At 39.2% G+C, this 18,308-nt stretch carries 30 protein-coding genes and 1 tRNA gene; all 31 read right to left on the bottom strand.

Annotation, left to right across the window (positions count from 1 at the left end; all coding sequences use genetic code 11):
* Positions 1-136 precede the first annotated feature (136 nt).
* The gene (locus Q0Y84_RS09755) at positions 137-505 is read right to left on the bottom strand and encodes a hypothetical protein (RefSeq protein ID WP_005727704.1); all 369 of its coding nucleotides are present in this window, start codon (positions 503-505) and stop codon (positions 137-139) included.
* A 56-nt stretch (positions 506-561) separates the two neighbouring features.
* Positions 562-993, bottom strand: a complete 432-nt coding sequence (locus tag Q0Y84_RS09750) for a hypothetical protein (protein ID WP_297953121.1) — start codon at positions 991-993, stop codon at positions 562-564.
* Between the two features lie 18 nt (positions 994-1,011).
* The gene (locus Q0Y84_RS09745) at positions 1,012-1,992 is read right to left on the bottom strand and encodes a DUF3383 family protein (protein ID WP_297953138.1); all 981 of its coding nucleotides are present in this window, start codon (positions 1,990-1,992) and stop codon (positions 1,012-1,014) included.
* Positions 1,993-2,180: 188 nt separating this feature from the next.
* Entirely contained in the window at positions 2,181-2,726 is a 546-nt protein-coding gene (locus tag Q0Y84_RS09740; protein ID WP_297953119.1) for a hypothetical protein, read from the bottom strand.
* A complete protein-coding gene (locus Q0Y84_RS09735; protein ID WP_297953118.1) occupies positions 2,656-3,111 on the bottom strand; it encodes a hypothetical protein in 456 nt (151 codons plus the stop codon). Before Q0Y84_RS09735 ends, Q0Y84_RS09740 begins: the two co-directional genes overlap by 71 nt.
* 16 nt (positions 3,112-3,127) lie before the next feature.
* Positions 3,128-3,724 carry a hypothetical protein gene (locus Q0Y84_RS09730; protein ID WP_297953116.1) on the bottom strand — a complete coding sequence of 199 codons (597 nt, stop codon included), beginning with the start codon at positions 3,722-3,724 and terminating at the stop codon, positions 3,128-3,130.
* Positions 3,724-4,113: a DUF4054 domain-containing protein gene (locus Q0Y84_RS09725; RefSeq protein WP_297953114.1), complete on the bottom strand. Its 390-nt coding sequence runs from the start codon at positions 4,111-4,113 to the stop codon at positions 3,724-3,726. Before Q0Y84_RS09725 ends, Q0Y84_RS09730 begins: the two co-directional genes overlap by 1 nt.
* A gap of 1 nt (position 4,114) precedes the next feature.
* On the bottom strand, positions 4,115-5,137 hold the full coding sequence (locus Q0Y84_RS09720; RefSeq protein WP_297953112.1) for a major capsid family protein: 1,023 nt from the start codon (positions 5,135-5,137) through the stop codon (positions 4,115-4,117).
* Positions 5,137-5,682, bottom strand: a complete 546-nt coding sequence (locus Q0Y84_RS09715) for a hypothetical protein (protein ID WP_297953110.1) — start codon at positions 5,680-5,682, stop codon at positions 5,137-5,139. Before Q0Y84_RS09715 ends, Q0Y84_RS09720 begins: the two co-directional genes overlap by 1 nt.
* Positions 5,682-6,878 (bottom strand): DUF2213 domain-containing protein, encoded by a 1,197-nt coding sequence (locus tag Q0Y84_RS09710; RefSeq protein WP_297953108.1) that lies wholly within the window; start codon positions 6,876-6,878, stop codon positions 5,682-5,684. The genes Q0Y84_RS09715 and Q0Y84_RS09710 overlap by 1 nt, the downstream gene beginning before the upstream one ends.
* A gap of 2 nt (positions 6,879-6,880) precedes the next feature.
* A complete protein-coding gene (locus Q0Y84_RS09705; protein ID WP_297953106.1) occupies positions 6,881-7,240 on the bottom strand; it encodes a LysM peptidoglycan-binding domain-containing protein in 360 nt (119 codons plus the stop codon).
* A gap of 47 nt (positions 7,241-7,287) precedes the next feature.
* The gene (locus Q0Y84_RS09700) at positions 7,288-8,088 is read right to left on the bottom strand and encodes a phage minor head protein (protein ID WP_297953105.1); all 801 of its coding nucleotides are present in this window, start codon (positions 8,086-8,088) and stop codon (positions 7,288-7,290) included.
* Positions 8,072-9,493 carry a phage portal protein gene (locus Q0Y84_RS09695; protein WP_297953103.1) on the bottom strand — a complete coding sequence of 474 codons (1,422 nt, stop codon included), beginning with the start codon at positions 9,491-9,493 and terminating at the stop codon, positions 8,072-8,074. The genes Q0Y84_RS09700 and Q0Y84_RS09695 overlap by 17 nt, the downstream gene beginning before the upstream one ends.
* Positions 9,494-9,508: 15 nt before the next feature.
* The gene (terL, locus tag Q0Y84_RS09690) at positions 9,509-10,966 is read right to left on the bottom strand and encodes a phage terminase large subunit (RefSeq protein ID WP_297953101.1); all 1,458 of its coding nucleotides are present in this window, start codon (positions 10,964-10,966) and stop codon (positions 9,509-9,511) included.
* Complete coding sequence (locus Q0Y84_RS09685) at positions 10,953-11,450, bottom strand: hypothetical protein (RefSeq protein WP_297953099.1); 498 nt, start codon at positions 11,448-11,450, stop codon at positions 10,953-10,955. Before Q0Y84_RS09685 ends, terL begins: the two co-directional genes overlap by 14 nt.
* 80 nt (positions 11,451-11,530) lie before the next feature.
* A complete protein-coding gene (locus tag Q0Y84_RS09680) occupies positions 11,531-11,809 on the bottom strand; it encodes a hypothetical protein (protein ID WP_297953097.1) in 279 nt (92 codons plus the stop codon).
* An 18-nt stretch (positions 11,810-11,827) separates the two neighbouring features.
* Positions 11,828-12,010, bottom strand: a complete 183-nt coding sequence (locus Q0Y84_RS09675; protein WP_297953094.1) for a hypothetical protein — start codon at positions 12,008-12,010, stop codon at positions 11,828-11,830.
* A gap of 170 nt (positions 12,011-12,180) precedes the next feature.
* Positions 12,181-12,675, bottom strand: coding sequence for a QueT transporter family protein (locus tag Q0Y84_RS09670; protein ID WP_297953092.1), 495 nt, complete (start codon positions 12,673-12,675; stop codon positions 12,181-12,183).
* Positions 12,668-13,522: a hypothetical protein gene (locus Q0Y84_RS09665; protein ID WP_297953090.1), complete on the bottom strand. Its 855-nt coding sequence runs from the start codon at positions 13,520-13,522 to the stop codon at positions 12,668-12,670. The genes Q0Y84_RS09670 and Q0Y84_RS09665 overlap by 8 nt, the downstream gene beginning before the upstream one ends.
* Positions 13,519-14,022, bottom strand: coding sequence for a ParB N-terminal domain-containing protein (locus tag Q0Y84_RS09660; protein WP_297953088.1), 504 nt, complete (start codon positions 14,020-14,022; stop codon positions 13,519-13,521). Before Q0Y84_RS09660 ends, Q0Y84_RS09665 begins: the two co-directional genes overlap by 4 nt.
* A complete protein-coding gene (locus Q0Y84_RS09655) occupies positions 14,006-14,302 on the bottom strand; it encodes a hypothetical protein (protein WP_297953086.1) in 297 nt (98 codons plus the stop codon). The genes Q0Y84_RS09660 and Q0Y84_RS09655 overlap by 17 nt, the downstream gene beginning before the upstream one ends.
* Positions 14,303-14,388: 86 nt before the next feature.
* Positions 14,389-14,565, bottom strand: coding sequence for a hypothetical protein (locus Q0Y84_RS09650; RefSeq protein ID WP_005727787.1), 177 nt, complete (start codon positions 14,563-14,565; stop codon positions 14,389-14,391).
* Positions 14,565-14,795 carry a hypothetical protein gene (locus Q0Y84_RS09645; protein WP_297953082.1) on the bottom strand — a complete coding sequence of 77 codons (231 nt, stop codon included), beginning with the start codon at positions 14,793-14,795 and terminating at the stop codon, positions 14,565-14,567. Before Q0Y84_RS09645 ends, Q0Y84_RS09650 begins: the two co-directional genes overlap by 1 nt.
* A gap of 423 nt (positions 14,796-15,218) precedes the next feature.
* Positions 15,219-15,289, bottom strand: a tRNA-Trp gene (locus Q0Y84_RS09640).
* A gap of 259 nt (positions 15,290-15,548) precedes the next feature.
* Positions 15,549-16,043 carry a hypothetical protein gene (locus Q0Y84_RS09635; protein WP_297953080.1) on the bottom strand — a complete coding sequence of 165 codons (495 nt, stop codon included), beginning with the start codon at positions 16,041-16,043 and terminating at the stop codon, positions 15,549-15,551.
* 5 nt (positions 16,044-16,048) lie between these two features.
* Complete coding sequence (locus tag Q0Y84_RS09630; protein ID WP_297953078.1) at positions 16,049-16,243, bottom strand: helix-turn-helix transcriptional regulator; 195 nt, start codon at positions 16,241-16,243, stop codon at positions 16,049-16,051.
* Between the two features lie 285 nt (positions 16,244-16,528).
* On the bottom strand, positions 16,529-16,675 hold the full coding sequence (locus Q0Y84_RS09625) for a hypothetical protein (RefSeq protein ID WP_297953076.1): 147 nt from the start codon (positions 16,673-16,675) through the stop codon (positions 16,529-16,531).
* Between the two features lie 2 nt (positions 16,676-16,677).
* Positions 16,678-17,058: a VRR-NUC domain-containing protein gene (locus Q0Y84_RS09620; protein ID WP_297953074.1), complete on the bottom strand. Its 381-nt coding sequence runs from the start codon at positions 17,056-17,058 to the stop codon at positions 16,678-16,680.
* A gap of 2 nt (positions 17,059-17,060) precedes the next feature.
* Entirely contained in the window at positions 17,061-17,216 is a 156-nt protein-coding gene (locus Q0Y84_RS09615; RefSeq protein ID WP_297953072.1) for a hypothetical protein, read from the bottom strand.
* A gap of 14 nt (positions 17,217-17,230) precedes the next feature.
* Positions 17,231-17,944 carry a Rha family transcriptional regulator gene (locus Q0Y84_RS09610; RefSeq protein WP_297953071.1) on the bottom strand — a complete coding sequence of 238 codons (714 nt, stop codon included), beginning with the start codon at positions 17,942-17,944 and terminating at the stop codon, positions 17,231-17,233.
* Complete coding sequence (locus tag Q0Y84_RS09605; RefSeq protein ID WP_297953070.1) at positions 17,937-18,200, bottom strand: hypothetical protein; 264 nt, start codon at positions 18,198-18,200, stop codon at positions 17,937-17,939. Before Q0Y84_RS09605 ends, Q0Y84_RS09610 begins: the two co-directional genes overlap by 8 nt.
* Between the last annotated feature and the right edge of the window lie 108 nt (positions 18,201-18,308).

Genomic DNA, 18,308 nt, shown 5'->3' with positions numbered 1-18,308 from the left:
TACTTTAGCCATGATCAGCAATTGATCCGGTGTAGCATTTTTTACAAGCCGTTCAGGAATTCCGTGCATTATCAAACGCAGAGGGAGTTCAACATAATCGGCTTGTCTTTCAATTTCTCTATTACCTAGTTTCTGTCTAGAGTTTTTCAGTAAGAAAATTCAAAACAGCTTCGGCGGCTTCATAAAGACCTTCATGATCATTCCACCACTTAATTGACTTAATCTTTGGTTGGATAATCACGTGCTTCAAGCTTTCTCTCAGCAATTCCGGACGATTAATTGCGCCGAACGGGTTGCGGGAATTTTCCAGAATTTCAGTTGCTTCTTCAACTCCAGGGAATTGAAGCTTTAATTGATATTCTTGGTCAGTATCTTCCCGAATGGTTACGGTCTTAGAAAGAGCAGTCAAAGGTGTAACCTTGCTTGATTCCGCTTCTTCCTTAATCTTCATTTGTTCTTCGTGCGCCTTTTCGGCAAGCTTTGCGTTATTGATTTCTTCACTCATTATTAAGTCTCCTTTAAGTTAATTTGATTTCATGAAAGTCTCTTGAAACCTTCGAATTAATCGCTATAGGTCATGTTCGAAGTTTCTTCCTTGTTAAGCATTGTAATAGGCCAGTTACGGTCACCGGCTTGTGCGTTGCCTTGCTTATCTGGGATCTTGTCAATTGATGCATAATGACAAGAAATATGTGATGTTGAGTCAATGATGTCAACTGTGAAAAATTCATCCTTGTTAAACAAGTCTAAAAGATAGGCATTGCAAGGAGATGTTTCATCTAGTGGCAATGTAAAGCCCGCCATAGTCTTGTTATTGTGCGATTTAGTAGCTGATCCTTGTGGATCAATTTTGTACGTATTTGCATCAGTTTTATCAGTAACCGTAAACATGCTGTTTTCTGAAAATCCATACATCAATTTGTCATTGATCATAATAGTACAGTCATTAGCATCATATTCACGCATTTTAGATGTTTTAATCTTTGAAGGCATTTAAACTCTCCTTTCTAATTAAGCAGCCATGATAGTGTCTGAATCGACAATGCCATTAACGGTAATAGTATGAATAGCGCTTGAAGCATGGTATTCAAAGCTAGCGCCGTCATAGAATCTATCTGATAAGTGTTGGCGTGATTGCTGACTACGTGGAGTAGTAGTAACGCTGAACATTGGGCGACCAGTAGTGTCGTCAGTCATGATGATTCCCTTGTCGTACGCTTCATTCAAAACTTGTGTTAAGACTGCACGAATCATGGCAATGCCTTGAGCTTCATATGGAATCTTGCCGTTATCTTGTAAAAGCTTCTGCAAGCGGCTTTGACATTCGGTTTGAACCCACATCACACCGTGAAGCAAGTCAATATATTCACCTGATAAAGTAGTACCTTCTGAGGTTTGACCTTTGCCCATCATTTCTTCATAGGCAATAGCGTGAATATTGTTAATACCTGCTAATTCCTGACTAGTTAAGTTTTCAGGCGTAATGCCTTCAAGTTGCTTAAATTTCCAAGTAATTGAGCCGACATCGTTAAGAGCAATGCCACCGACAAAAGCGGCGTCCATTGGCTCATTCAAATCGTGCTTCAAGCCGATAGTGTAGTTTTGCCCCATCATTTGGGTGTACTTAGATAGGTCTTCAGTTTGAAGAACTAAGAAGTGATCTTTGTTTACTTCAAAGATGTTTGACAATTGAACGGTTGAATCGTCAATTGTATTGTCTACGCAAACGCCAAAAGTCCAGCTGAAGTACCAGAAAGCCTTCAAACTATCGTAAGCCTTTGACTTGTCATAATCTAAGACGGCTAAGCGGTCTGAATGCTTTGGTTGAGCAAAGTAAGCAGTAGCCTTCTTGTAAACGGCTGAGTCTTCTTTGTAGTCAACGGCAACTGCATCAAGATTCTTGTATTCGCGGTAAATTGCCCCAGTAGCTGGGTCAGTCTTACGTAAAAGCAAACCATTCAAGCGGTCGGTGTTTGACAAAGTATCTGGCAAAGTTTGAACTGGTGTCTTTTGTGCGCTCTTGTCGTCTTTGCCGGCTGAATCACCGTTAGCAGCTGCAGTAGTAGCATTTAACAGCAAAATATTACCTAGCCCCTTAATTGGTTGGGGATGTAGGACAGTCATAATGACGTTCACATCCATAGGGCGGTCGTAAGGTGCGACCGTGGTTAATGTTGGCATTAAAGTTCTTCCTTTCTTACGTTTATTTCTTTTCCTGTCATTCCGTTCATAGCCCTAATAGAATCGATTGTTTCTTCGTTAAATTCGAAATTAAGATCTTCAGGTTTATAAATGGTTCCAGCTTGGTAAATAGAAAACGAGCAATCAAAACCATATCTATAAATGGCTTGTTGAGTGCCACCATAGAGATTTCGAGAACTCGCTTTATTAGCGCTATGTGGAATTACATGCGCTTGCTTGAAAAAATTTCTATATCCGTAACTATGTGCCAGTGTTCTGCGTAAGTCGTTAGCCATGTTTAAGGCTTCGTACATGTCGCCAGATTGTGCGTCAATTTGAAGTCTTACTTCCATGACATCAGTTTCGTCTAAAGTAGCGTCACTTCCAGGGTCTACCCAGTCATAAGTAATAAACGGGTAATTGCTACGCAAACCGGCATTCATTTGCGGATATACACCGCAATGATATTTTTGATTAACTACCTGGATAAGTTGGTATATCACTAGGTAGTTGTCCATCATTGGTGGCATTTGGGTTTGTGTCATCCTGATTTACTCCCTTCAATTGATACTCAAAAAAGTGTGGATTCGTGTAACCTTCATAAGATGATCGACTAGTAACTTTGTAGTAGCCGCCTTGTGTTGTTACATAAACCACACTTTCAATTGGATATTTATTAATTGATAGCCAAAGTAAATCGCCCTGCACTTCTCCACCGCCATCTAACTGGGCGAAGAGTTGTGCAAGGTGACTTGACATTGGCAAAACTGGCTCATGAAGCTTTTCAGCATCATCATCGCTTAATTGAGAATAATCAGGATCATCGGTAGGTGCGCCAGGGTAACGGGGCTTATAGAATTGCCCCGAACTCCAAACTTTAATGTCTACACCGTACTTGTGAATCATTCTTGCTGGATTCATTTTATGCATTAGATCAACCCCCTTTCTAAATTGGAACTATCATGAACTTTACTTGTCTTTGAAGCTCACCCGTATCGACCAACGGATTGTCTGAGCCTTTACGCTCGATAGTCGCTGGTCGGTTTTGGGGGTGCTTCAACTTAATTGATGACGTAGCAATATCGGCAGTACATGCAACGCCTAGCCGGCTAAGTAGCTGCTTACCCGTTGCTTCACCTGCTAGAACTTTTGCAATATATCGCCGCACCAATTGTATGTACTTCCTTTTGTTAGCTAAATAAGCCTGCCGAATAAACGGGCGGGCTGGGATTTGTACTAATTTACTTAAATAGAAATACGCTACTAACTTACCATGATCGTTAACGCATGCTACCCGATGTCCTTTAGGAATAAATAAGCCCTCAATATCTTTAGGACCTTTTCCTTTGGGACACTCTTTGGTAGGAATCCAAAGCCACTCACCATTTTTAGGCTTGATTGTAGCCCCAAATTCGTTAGCGCCTACGATTGTTAATAATCTGCTTTCACGCTCCCCAAAAAAGCCAATAGCTACTTGATGCGTCTTTAGATAATCAAGCTCTTTAGTGACTTCTGGAATACGGTTATAACCTTCAATTTTCATTAGTGTTCAAAGACCTTAAGCTTAATCGGACTACCAACATAATCTTTGTAAAGTCGCCAATAAAGTTGACCCCACGGGGTACGCTGTAGCCACTTCAAACGGCTAGTATCAGCGTAGTGATTTTCAAGTACGTCAACTTTTTCAGAGGTCATTCCGCTACCTGCACCTTCTTGGGTACTTAATAAGTGCAAAGTCATTGCACGTGTAGCAAGGTCAAGGGCTGGCATTTCCGCACCGTGAACCTTTTTAACTTTAGGAAAGCCATCTGACATAGCAATCATACGAGCATTTTCAATTAATGCTTCAAGAGATTCATCGGGTACATCATCGGCCATACCTGCAGTATCGAGCTTTTTAATTAGCTCTACCGTAGTAGTTGCGTCATTCATGCTACTTAGCCTTTGCCCAATCTTCTGAACCGTCATTCAAGCCAGTTAATTGCACAATTGCTGATGGGAACTTAACTGATAAGCCACCTGCACGTTCCATGTACATTTGCTTGTAGCTTAAACCGTTATCGGCTGTTGGGATTGATTGACCATAGCGTTGTGGTTCCATTGCAATGACGATTTGAGCAACATCAGGAGTATCAAGGTAAACAATACCCATATCCTTATTACCAGCTTGCCCCTTCTTGTTATTCCAGTATTTTGCTTCAAGTTCGGTGACCGGCTTAATACCAGCAAATACACTATCATTATTAGCACCATTACGCTGAATCATGTTCCAAAGGGTCTTATCTGGGTTATATTGGTTTGCCAAAGGGCGAGTCAATAGCTCATATTCCTTTGGTGGCAATGCTAACTTAGGTTTAACGTTGTGATAGCCAGGCAATAAAGTAATTTTTGCGGCGGCATCCATTAAATAGTTAATGATCTTGTAAGCGTCACTAAAGGCATTTTCATTTGCTGGATCTACTACCTTTTGCAAAGTTACAGCTGGATCATCTAAAGTTTGATAACCCGCTGTTCCAGCATCAGTAGTTAAACCATAGATAGGTCTTTGAGAATCACCATTGCCATTAAAAATTAAAGCATCTTCCCAGTTTGCTAACGCATCACGAGTAGCATTAGCACGGTCGGTAATAATGTCAATGTTTCTGCCACCTGAGTGCATGCGTTGCAAATCGGTTTCTGAGTATTCAAAGCCTGCTGCTTTTTCAACAATGTAACCTACTTCTCTATGGTAAGTTACATCAGTAGTTGTGATGTCCGTAGCACGGTCAGTGGTATCAGAAGCTTGACCCATGATTTCTTTCCATGACCATTCATAAGTAAGTGCGTATGGGTCAGATAATCTTTTAAGTTCGAACATCGTTCTGCCTTGTAGTGCTTCTTTTTTTGGTTGCAAGACATTAGGGTCTACAACTTTGAAAAGTTCGCTATAGGCAACGCCTGTATTAAATCCTGCCATTATTTAGTCTCCTTCTTGTCTGTGCTAGTTGTGGTAGTGCCAGTTGGATTTGGCGCTGGTGTAGTTGGTTGAGTTGGTGCAACACCATCTCCAACAGTCCCCATATCTGTTAAGTTAACGTCAACAATTGCGGTGCTGTTAGCATCCCCAGCAGTAAGGAAGCGACCAACAACTTGTTCGCCTGACTTAGCGGGTCTAAAAGTACCATCTGCGTTAACAGTTGCTTGGTCTAAGCGGTCAACATCTTCTGTAATTGGCACAGACACGCTTCCTTGGCGTAATACACCAATTTTTTCACCTTGAAGCCAGTGATCATTTTCAATGTCGTCATAGCTGTGACCAATTGCATAATCACGCTTGATAGTAATTCCATAAATTGGAGCTTTAGTTGCTACTACAGCTTTTTCATCTTGAATCGCTACAGCAATACCGTAATTAATATCAGCACCTGCGGTAACTGTATATACTGAATAGTTCTTTAAAGAACCAATAGTTCCGTTACCTAATTCTTTCTTCTGATAAAGTTGTCCAATTGGTAATGGCATTAATTTTTACCTCCTTCATACATGTTTGCACGGGCTTCTAGAGCCTTAGCAATTGCATCTTCTTGCGAGTCTTGCTCGTTTGTGCGGGTATAGCCTACTCCGCCAGCGTTCATGTCGAATAATCCTTCATAAAGACCATTTACAAAGTCGTCACTGTCGGCAGAATAATCGTGCTTGCCGCGTCTCTTATCAAGTGCAGCTTCTTTGACTTGACGTTCTGTCTTGCCTGCAAAATCAAAATCATCACCAACAATCTTCTTAGCCTTTTCACGGAAAGCTAAAGTACTGTTGATCTTTTCTTCAAAACTATCGCCTTCAAGTTGAGACTTGAGCTTTTTATTCTCTTCTTCTACACTATCGGCACGTGAGGTAGCTTCATCAGCACGCTTCTTAGCATCAGCGGCTTCTTTCTTGCTCTTGTCATTGCCACCTTGAAGTTCCTTAATTTGTTTATTTAAGTTGTCACGTTCGGCAATAAGCTTTTCTAGCTTGTTGCTATTGTCGTCAGCATCCCCAACAAGTTGGGTTAACTTATCTACATCGCCAGCAGCAACATTGATGTCGCCTTTTGAGGTATGTACTACTTTGAAATCCATGTTTTCACCTTTCTGTTCGTTATTCTGTGGAATTTCTTCCGCGTCTGCGCTATCAGCACCAATACGGACTTGATGACCTGCTCTGCCACTATCTACAACGGCAACATGATTAATTCTGATGTTGGTTTGTTTAGCATCGTAGGCTTGGCCATTAAGCTCACCCTTAGTTGGGTCAAGCTCCATTTGAAAGCCAATTGATAGTTCTTGCTTACCATGTCTGATCTTTTTGATTAAATCGCTATCAGTAATGGTTAAATCATTTCTAATAGTTTTGGTTTTAGGATCAGCATGCGCATGATCTGACATAAAACCTTTTAAAAACTTCTTTGAGTTATCACGGTTAACTAGAATTATGTTCCCATTAGCATCTTTTGGGTGGTCGTCAGTAATTGGTTTATTATTTGCTGAATCAACAGTAGCGGGAGAAAACAGTTCCTCAGGTGTTTTAGCTTCTTGTAATGTTTGACCGTTGCCTTTTCTATAGCGCCGCACGCCCTCAATCGTGATTGGCACATTTTTGACATGCAAATAGCCCGTAATTGGGTCAATTGAGAACTTGTCAATTGGCGTAGTTGCTTCATCGTAACGAGCTACGGTCATAGCTATGCACCGTAAGGAACGTTAATCGGATGGTTAGGGATGTAGATTGTTTGTCCTTCCTTAACCTTCATCGTTACCTTGTTGATGTGGTTGAAGTATCTAAGTTGCTGCAAAGCAACGCTAAACTTCTGTGCTACATCAAATAAGCTTTCACCTTGCTTAACCACGTAAGGCTTAGCATCAGACCAGTCAAACATGCCCTTAGGGTCTTTAGCTGGTTCAGCTGCCTTCATAATTGGTGAACTAGCTGGCTTGTTAAAAGCTGGTTTAACAACACTGGTTAATCCAGCGGATGGCGTGCTTGAAGTTGGCTTGCTTGCACTACCTGCAGGGGTAGTAGTTGGTGTATTAGTATCTGCCATTTCAAAACTTCCTTTCTTTTGCATAAAAAAAGCACTCTTCATGAGTGCTAGTCATCTATTACTGGTAATGCAACACAGCGGCAATTAATTGGCTCACCTGGAAGCTGCCCATTGTCCCCGCCATCTGGATCATCATAACTAAATACTTTTTGATCCAGTTCTTGATGTTTAGGACGAACGCGACCGTCTTCCATAGATTGCCAACGGTATTTTTCAAAGCCTGCATGTGTGGCGCGGTATTTGTTTAGCTCGGCTAAAATGCTACCTGTTTGGTCGTTAGCAATTAGCCGAGCGTGGTTATAAGACATATTTGTGCGCTTAACAATAGCATTGGTTAACTCAGTAGCACCTTTGCCATCACTGATTGCACGGTAAATATCGCTCTGCAATTGAGCTACATACTTATCACGCATTGAAGTGATATAGGAGGTGTTTTCCTTAATCTTTGCCCGCATAAACGTTTGAATAGTCGGATTGCTTTGTATAGCGTGTGATGAAATTGCTTTAGCCTGCGAATTAACATTGCTATAAGAGAAGCTATTTATTGACAGTACGAATTGAGTTGCAACATTTTCAAGTTCTCTATCACTATTAGCATTCTTAATAGCTACCGCCATCATCGCAATTAAAGCAGCCAATTGCTCTATTTTGTGAGGATTGTTTTCATCATCGTCACTTGCATCAATCGACAATGCCCCGCCTAGCATGTAGTACTTCAAATAATTTTGAGAGTACCACTGTGCTATTTTCTTCCATGACAAGACAAGACGTTTTAGAGCCCCAAGATATGATTTTTCTAGGTTCATAGGGTATCTTGTCTTTGGCACATGTTTACGTCTTCTTGCCATGTTTTTTTGCTCCTGTGAGGTGCTTTTCAATCTCAGCCTTTTCTTTGGCAAAAGATTTACGTTCTTGGTCGGTAATGCCGTTATCGGCACTATCGCCAGTCAGTTGAATTGGAATTGATTCGTTTGTAGTCTGTTGAAGCAAAATGTCGTGGGCTTCATCGGTAGTAAGGAAGCCACCATCAATTCCTGTTTTTAAAGCATTAGCTAATTTGCTTAGATTATCAATCTTTTCACTTTCAGTTTGTGTCCATAAAGGATAGAACTCAATTGTCCAGTCTAATGAGTCTGGGTCTTCTGAGCCATCACCAACATCTTGTGACCACATTAGCAATTTAACCAACCACTCAAGTTGTGGTCTGATAATTTGCTCCTGAATAGCTCTAATGCTGTCGTAATAGTTAATTACGTCTTGTGAAGCACCAGCTAACGTGCCTGACTGTTCGCCCATCAGAATTGATTTAGGGATGCCTGTAGCAGTGCTAAGCTGTTGCCATGAAAATTCAAATAGCGAATCAATACCGCCAGGATTGGTTGATATCTTCTGAATATCGTCTTCCTTTCCAATGGCTACAACCGATTCAGTAGTCCAGCCTTGCTCCATTCTGCGATTGTACTTTCGCTGTTCGTCTTCAGGTAGATCAAAGAAAGCATCATTTTTCCAAACTTTTGTGTTGTACTCGTAAAGCATTTTGCCTGTTGAATACAGAGCAGTATCTAGGGTTTTAATCTGATCATAGCAACGCATTAGCAAAGATGTGCCTGTTGCATCGTCTTCCATCTTATCTAGTGAGATATGCTTATAACGGCTACTATCAATGGTTATGCTTTCAGGCTCTTTGAAATTGTCCTCAGAGCCATCAGACAAGCCTTCAAGCACTACTTGCTCTTCTTCACCGTAGTTTTCAAGCGTTGGATCGTTGCACACACGATTAGTTTTAACGTGCATTTGACTAAAAGCATTGATTGAGTTCACCTTTAGAATGTTGTGTGGATCAAGTGGTTCATCTAGCGCTGTTTTATCCGCTTCATCAACATTAACGTTTAAATAAGCATCAGATATAACATTGCCGTAGATAATTTCTTGTGCAATTTTTTCTTTTGGATGTAGTGCATCTAAAGCAGTTTGATAAGCAATTTGCTTTTTCTCGTTGCCATTAATGATTAGACGCCAGCCATTTCTAGTTGCTGTTTCAGCAGGTAACCGCGCAATGCGATTAGCTAAAGCATTTGACTTGTAAAGGTGTTCAGCTCGCTTGTAATCGTATTTGCGGTCTAAATATCTGGTTGAAATAAAAGAACCAGTATCACCAAATCTACTTGGTGTTACGCCCTTGCTTTCTAAATCCATAAAGTCAGCACCAACAGATATTTTTGCTGGCTTTTTCTTTTTGCCAAATCCAAACAATAGTTAACCCCCTTTCTACATAAATGCCAATGAAATACGACGTTTGTTCCGTATTAGATACTTAATTGCGTATGTTGCCGAGTCTACTTGGTCATCGTGTGGCATATTAGGGAATCCACACCATTCTTCAATTAACTCTTCTGATTCAGGTTTCCATTTCGGGTGCGGTATATATACCTGACCTGCTTCAAAATACGGTGACACAGAAGCAAAACGGGCTTCTTTGCTGTCGGCACCTGGCGATACTGGCATAATTCCCGGTATTTTTTTCTTCAAAGTATCAAGAATAGCTGGACCGTTTGCCTTGTCTTCAACCAGCTTTGATGTTGATTCCGGGTAAATGGTTGACTGATACTTGATAGCGTCTAGGGTTTGCGTAAAGCTTAACCGCTTGTGGCACCAACCAGGACGTAAAAATACCTCCGCATCACGTCTTGACCATGTTTGACCTGCTACAAAGTCGTCATTTTCTTTAGATTTAAAGGTTGCATCCCATGCTTGGATAGTCTGCTGCAAGTGTCGTGGCAAAATTTTGACTTCTTTCTCCGTTAAGTGAAGCCGTACCATCGTCTCACGATCAGGAACATAGAACTTAATCCATTCACGCTTAATAATGTTACCCTCTTGAACCGTTGGGGCTTGCTGGTACATAGCATTAAATTTTTGAGTACCTAAATTACTCTTCTGGGTTAACAATTGCTTAATCGGGTGCTTTTCTGGGTTTAAGGCTTCGCCATTATGTCTACCTATAGCGTCAGTTTGACCGCTTGGTAAATCGTAGGCAATAGCGGGAAACTTGATCTCTTCCCAGTCAAAGTCCATTTTATCCAGCAATCTGCCGGCTAAATCGTCGGTACTCCAACGAGTCATAATTACGATAATTGAAGCATTGGCAGATAGACGGGTTGAAAACGTTGAAGTCCATTCTTGCCAAATGTTTTCTCTTACTGTAGGCGATTGTGCTTCTTTTGCGTCCTTAATAGGGTCGTCAATGATCAGTAGGTCCGCTGGTCGTCCAGTACCACCACCTTGAATTGAAGTAAAATACGCTTCACCACGGTGCCCTGCAACGGTAAAATCATTGGAACTATTTTTGCCGATGGTCAAGCCGAATAATCGGTTAGCCCAATCAGTGAAATGCTGTCTTTCTTTGCGGGCAAAACGAGTATACATATCTTCACCATATGACGTAACCATGACCTGATTTTCGGGGTATTTCATCAAGTAATAACTAGCAAAAGTTTCAGTCACACACATACTTTTTCCGTGTTGAGGTGGAAGTTCCAATATTAAATGTTTCTGCTTACCGTCAATTATTTCTTGAAGCTTACTACAGATATACTCAATGTAGTCATAAAGCTTGGCGTTAATATCAGAATTAGCCAATAAAAAATAATAGGCGTAGCTCCTGCGTGCCAGTTCTTCCCTAGCTGCTAACGCTATTCCTTGCTTTTGCTCATTAGTCAATTCCATTAATATCAACCCCTTGGTCTAAGTTTGCTAAATGCTTTAAGGTATCCATGTCTAACTTGCTCATGCTATCTCTTGCCTTACTTGCAGTGGTATCAATCTGCTCAAGTTGCTTCTTTAACAACTTATTTTGCAAACGGGTTTGTTGAGCCTTAGCACGATTTAAACTGGTTCTTGCCGCTTGATCTCTTAACTTAGTCTGCCGTTCAAGGTAATAAACACTTGCTTCGGTGTCTTTTTCGTTAGTGATCTTCATAGCGATATTCAATTTTGCCCGTGCTTCAAGTTCCTTTTTCCACCTAGCAAACTTAGCGACATAACTTGGATGTCTCTTCATATATCTTCGCCAAGTATTTGTAGAGATTTCAATTTGTTCACAAGCTTCTTTAAGACTACAGCCAGCAATAATAAACGTCTGAAATTGATTTAATTTTTGTTCTGTTATTACTTCGGGTCTACCGCCCTTATCTTTTGTAGCTTTTGCCAAACTGAAATCACCACCTTTTTTAGGCAAAATAAAAGAACTGATTTACTAACCAGTTCAAATAAAACTATTAACTTGTTTGTTTAATTTTGTTTTTCAAGTTGTCTTTTCTTGTAAGATTCAAAGTTACCTAATTGATCTTGCATTAACTTTAATTGCTTAATTTCTGAAGCTAAGTCAGTTAATCTTCTAGCAGCATTTTCTAAATCATCAGAACTAAGATAACTTTCATTGGCTGATCTTTTAAGGTCATCACCAACTAAATCAATTTGCTTCTTTAAACTTTGTTCGGATAGTTCTAATCTCTTTGTATCTAATCCACAAACCTTTTGCAATAAATCGAATTCTTTTTCATCAAACATTTTTAGCACCTCAACTATTTACCTAACAGCTCTTAACATTTGTCTTGCTTCCGGCAAACCAACTTCACAATTTTTAATTTGGTCAATCCAGTCGTTAATCATGTTTTTCTTTAAGTAGTTAAAGTGTAACTTTGCGCAAGTTGCTTCAACTTCAAGTTTATCAACAATAGTTCTAAGTTCTTTTTGTTCTGATTTAGTCATTTTAAATACCTCTCGTATTTATATCTTCCTTACACTTTATATTATACACTGGACTATACCAATTACAAGAGATATTTATAATTTTGTTAATTTTCACTGTTTTCTATTACTATACCAATTAAGTAACTTGAACCATTTGATTCTTAACCAAAATGTACCTAAACGATAATTCATTTTTTTAAATCAACTCTTTTAGCTAAAAAGTAAGTTAAAATTGCACCAATAAAACATGAACCGAATTCGCCTACCATTGAAATACCATATGTAGCCCAAAAAGGCACATGTTGAATAATATGCAATTCAAAAGCAACTGGTAGCATTCCAATTACAGTTGGGATAATTGAACTGATGACTAATTTTCCAATTAAGTTTGGTACGTACCTGTTGATATTCCAAATTAAAAGTCCTGAAATTAGCGTTCCACTTACTCCTACTACCATATCGATTGGGCCGAGCGGACTTGTCATATTAGTTACTAGACAGCCAATTGTAAGTGCCCAAATACATCTCTTATTAAAATCAATCAAATGATTAAACATTTCACTGATTCTAAATTGAAATACTCCGTATGAAAAAGGAGCAACTACAAATGTTAAAACAACATATAATGCTGCAGTTACTCCAATTTTTGTTAAATTAATTATTTCTTTATGGTTTTTAGTCATAAATAATAGCCTTTCTTAATAGTTTTATTGTCTGGAGGAAATTACGAACTCCAAGGCTAAAATACAAATCATGATTGATTTTTTGCCATTTAATGTTGTAATACCTAACCATTTTTATGTAGCTCATTAAGTTCTTAAAGAATAGATCTTTAGTTTGATATTTTCCTTTTACTCCATCAATTGAAATAAGTTTGTGTTCGCTATTGCTCCATTCTTTCAGTCCACCAAATGTAGCTGTCAGCTTCCAAGAACTTGAATCAACATAATCAAATGGGACTTTATTTAAAACCTTTTGTCGTGTCATACCCAGACAATGAATTTTTTTACCACACTTCCAAGCATATTTAACAAAAGCTGGATATTGATTATCCTGAATGTCCTCATTCTTAAACCCAGTAACGGCTACAATTTTTCCCGGTGTTGTTTTGCACATCTTTTTAAATTCGCTGATTCCTCGGTTTTTGTGCCACACTGGAATGATTTTATTGGTAGCACGGTTAAGAACTTTTCTGAGGGCAAGAACACGGTCATATCCAATTTGTACGTCAACATCCATTTCAAAGTATCCAAGAATTTTTTGACAATCATACTTTTTAATAAATTCTGCATATTGATCCGTGTATGTCTCCCAATCAACTTTTGTACCTTTTTGAAAAGTGTGCGCACCTGAATCAACTAGCAGATAATCACACACTTGTAATGCTTTTTTAAAATTAGCAAGTCCATCTTGCGCCTTGGTAATGTAGTAAAAAGACACTAATCCAAATGGAATAGTAATCTGATCTTTTAAACATTTGTCTAGTGTAGTTTGAGCATTATTTTCTAACGCTGACAAGAAGATTCTCATGATTTAAAGTCCTCTGGTGCGCCTTCATACCCACATTCAGGACATTTATACATAGTTTCATCATTTGATTCTTCTTCCGGTTCGTCATAATCGTCAAGACTACCGGAATCATCCCAGCCATCAGCTAATTTTAGATCAGATTCATCAAAACCAAATTTGGTCATATCTAAATCATCAATAACTTGCAACTCTGTATTTAATTTCCCGAAGTCCCAATCAGCGAGTTCACCAGATTTGTTGTCTGCTAATCTGTATGCTTTAACTTGTTCTTCTGTTAAATCCTTAGCAACCACAACAGGCACAGTTTTTAAACCTAATTTTTTAGCGGCTTTATAGCGTGTATGCCCTGCTATGATTACCCCCCCGATGTCAACAACAATGGGCTGTTGCCAGCCAAACTCTTTAATTGAGTTAGCTACAGCGTCAACCGCGTCATCGTTGTCACGTGGATTATTTTCATAAGGCTTAATGTCATCAATTGATTTAGCTTCTACTTTCATTTTCCTTCTCCTTGATTGTACGGCTAATTCTCAATTCTAATGCGAAACTATAATTTTCCATTGCATCTAATTGTTTTTCCATCAGTCTTCTGTTGTAAGGAATAATTGCCGAATCATCAGAGCCAATTTTAGAAATTGCATCTTGCAATCTACAGATTTTGTAATCTAAGGCATCCTTTTCATCTTTTAAATCAATAATCAGCTTTTTTAAAAGTTCCTTATCCCTAAACTTCTTTAATTCAGGGATAATTTGACCGCCAGGGTCCATGCGCACACACATTTTTATTAACTCAGCTCCTACTTTTAATACAAAAAAACGCCATCCAATGGCTGAATACGAGCCAAAGACAACGTTTAATAAATTGTTTATTTCTTATCGAACCTATCCAAGTATTCTTGTGGCATAAAGCCTGTTTCTTGCTTAAATAGAATCTTTTGCTTGATATTGGCAACCGTATTTGTTTTGCAGTGCTTAACAATCTTTCTTGCCTTAACTAAACGGCTATGTCTTTGACATAACTCAAAGTACTGTGTAGGTGTCATTAGTACAAATCATCCAGATTACTTGGGTCAAACGCACCAGGAACTTTCTTATCTAGTTCTTCCTTGGCTTGTTCGCCTACATCTTTAAAGTGCTTTGCTAACTTATCTTCAAGCTTCTTATCGAACTTAGCGTCTTTTACAGCTTCTACTTGCTTTGCTACTTGTAAAATGGTGTCCTTGTAAACTACACCGATAGCCACACCAGCGGCAAAAGTTAAAATTTTGTTCATAATTTTTTCTCCTAAAAACAAAAAGCAACAGCTTAGCTGCTATTGCAATTCACGTGATCCTGAATTTTTTGGATTCTAGTAGCCCATCATCGCTGGCTACAACGAGTAATGTTGGATTCGAACCAACACGGGTGCACTTCGTAACCGATTCAATTGAATGTGTTGTGAAATTATTAATTACTTATTTACGCACCAGATTACTCAACGGGCACCACGGGTATTGAACCCATGCTACTCACCTAAATTCTTGGAGGAATCTAAATTAATAATAAGCATTAACTTAACGGTGAGCAGACTACCTATCTGCCCATAAAAGGCAAGCCTCTTCAAACTTGCCTTCGAGCTTATCAGGACTAGAACAATGTTTAATAAGCTCAAGAATTATCCAGTCCGCTCGGTGGATTTACACGTCTTCGCAGACTACACAAGCCGAAGGATTCGAACCTTCATAACCAGTTTTGGAGACTGGCGTGTTGCCATTACACTAGGCTTGCAGGAGATAGGGCTGTGCTTTTTGCACAACCCATTTATTTATAAAAAACAAAGGTTTAGAGTAACTCAAAAAATAAACACTAATTTAAAAGTATTGAGCATCATCAAAAGACCAGATCTCTTTCCTAATCTTTCGACTCTACTAATATACCCCGCTTTAATGGTCAAGTGTTGGTCAAAAATGCGTCAAAAATTGGCGTTTTTTGGTCAAAAGTTGGTCATTTATCGGTCAAAAATTGGCACTTTTCGGTCAAAAATAGGTCATTTACGCGCCATTAGGATAGGAATTAGCTTCTGGGCATTGTACTTCTTGCGGTATCGCTCTAGGTGTTGAGCGAATATATAAAGTGCTTCGTCCCTTTTACGTCCGTACGTTCTTGGAGAATAATTCATATCATTATAAATCCATTGTGCAAAATCGTTTTTAACGTATCTTCTAACCAAAATTTTGCGGTACGGATCCCGTTCGGTATCAGGGCAACTATTCATAGCTTCAACAACAGCACGTGTAGCATTTTCACAGTCCTTAACAATTGCATCGTACTTGTCTTGTTGCTCGATAGCTTTTAAAAATTGATCGGGCTGATGGTTTACATTACCGCCGCCGTGAACACCCGTAGGGTCGAGAAGTGGACTAGATAAGTAAGTTACCGGCAGACCTGAATAATTCATGATGTCCGGAAAATCATTTTCAAGAAAATTCTTTGTTTTACTAATTGTTTTTTCTTTATCAAAATTCAAGTCTGCTAAACTCACAATCTTCACTCCCATGAAACCAGCCACGCTGGTGAAACTTCTAATACTTCTGCTAACTTTTCTACTCGACTAAGAGACGGCTCCCGTTGTTGCTTGACGTACCATTCTAAAGATCTCACGCTAATTCCGCTTAACTGTGATAAATCCTTTAAAGTAATATTTTTAGCCTTGCATGCATCTTCGATTTTTAAATATGCCATTTGCTTATCAATCTGCGAAAACCTCTACTGTCCAAACAAGTGAAACCGGAACAATTATAAATGAAATTGCTAAAAGGACGGCAATAATATCGTGCACATGAGGCATCCACAGCACAAAAAGAACAGTGACGGTTCCTAAACAAACGAAGCAAAATGATTGAGCAAGCCTCAAACCCCAAGTTTTTCTCTTATCTGCCAGAACTTGATAAAGGGTGAATAACGTCAACCCACATATGTAAACAGCAACCACTATCGTAATTAATTGAAAATACATAATTTTCACCTTTAAAGTCCAAACAGCCAACGCAAGTATATAAAAAGTAATTTAAACCCAGCTGCTCCAACGAAAATCAACACAAAAGCTATTAACACGCCGCCGAGTAACAGCGACAAAAGCTCAAAAAAGCCTTTTATTTCTTCTTTTATCTTCATCGCTAAGTCCCTTTGTAATCTGGATAGCCGTAGCCGACTAAGCCTTCACTGACGATTTTTACAGCATCTTCAACCGATCTAGCTATGCCGTGAATTACATGCTTGTGCATTAAATCGAGATGATACAGCTGTTGAGCTTGGCTGATTCTACCTTTTGGTGCCTTAACTTCAATGAAAAAAACCTTTTGATCTTTAAGACGATAGCCGATTAAATCTGGCGTACCGGGCTTAACGCCCCTGAACAGACCGCCATTCTTGGTTGGAATAGCACCAGCGTTTAGTCTAATGACAGCACAACGCCGCCAGTTTAATGTGGCGATGATTGCATTTTGAATTCTGTGTTCGGGACCTGGTCCCCGTCTTACTCTTCTAACTCGTTGCATTCTTACTCCTGTGATTTCAAAACAATTTTTAAAACTTCTTCGCTTACACGGTGGGTTGCATGATTGCCATAGCTAACAAAATGCAAATTTAAGTCATGTCCCATCACATAAGTTTTAAAGCCATCTGTGATTGTTTCTCCTACTCCGATATCTAGCATCAATTCACCACCAATCAAATTTTTAAGCTAGTTTGTGCGTTGGAATTTTGAATTTCACGTTGAAGGACAAAATCAGGGTACCAATTACGTGTAAATTCCATAGCCTTTTCAAAATATTGTTTTTCCAAGCTGTCATAACGTGGAATTTGAAACTCTTTTTTGAAGTCTTTACCAAACGCATTAAATACTTTTCTAGCCTTGGTTTCTTTGTAATAATTGCTGCCTGCACCACCAACAGCTTCAATTACTCTCTTTTTTCTTGCTTGTAGCAGCTGATAGCGTTGAACTTCACTTAATTCACTTGTTTTCTCAATATGCTCAACACGAGCTTCAACCTTGCCAACACGTTTAACTAATCGATTAGTAACAACCATTGTGAGTTGCAATTGTTCCTCTGGTGTTTGTGGCAAGCCACTTTCATTCCTGATTAATTCGTCCATTTGATTAAAAGCTTCAATATACTCTAGCTTGAACCTCATTGCATCCCTGCCAGTAAAGCCCATCGCCAACAAAGTAAAGCCATCACGATTCATGTAGTACATTGGTTGCTCATGCCCTTGTCGATTTACATAAGTACTTTCAACAAACATTTTTCCGACTGCGCAATTTTGCGCAGTCAAATTTTTAATTGAACGCATAACATCTCTGTGATTCTTGCTAAAGACTTCTGCAACTTTTAAGCTAGTGGTTAAAGCCTTCTGGCTCTTCATGATTACTAAGTCATTCATCTTGTGACGCCTCTTTCAGTAATTCAGCCATCTTTTTACCGTCTTCAAAAGCTTGTTCAGCCCTGCCTTCAGCATATCCGCCGTTGTAATTAGCAGTGCCAACTTCTTTAACCAATCTAGCTAAAACTTTAGCTTGGTTATGGTTTGTTACGATCTTTTCATTTTCGATCATGTCATAGCCATCAGCGGTAATTAAGCCGTCAAGGTTTTGGTATGACAAAATATTTTTTAAGTAAGTTACTGGTTCACTAGTCATTTTTGTATTGCTCCTTTAGTTGCCTCAAATTCCATGAAAAGCCTGAAATAGCCTCCATAGCCTTGGTCATTTGCTTTACACTATCGTAAACGCCGTGAAAATTAATGT

The organism is uncultured Lactobacillus sp. (assembly GCF_947367125.1).
Classification (GTDB): Bacteria; Bacillota; Bacilli; order Lactobacillales; family Lactobacillaceae; genus Lactobacillus.
The sequence above is the reverse complement of the archived record's forward strand: the minus strand, read 5'-3'. Positions and strand labels throughout refer to the sequence as shown.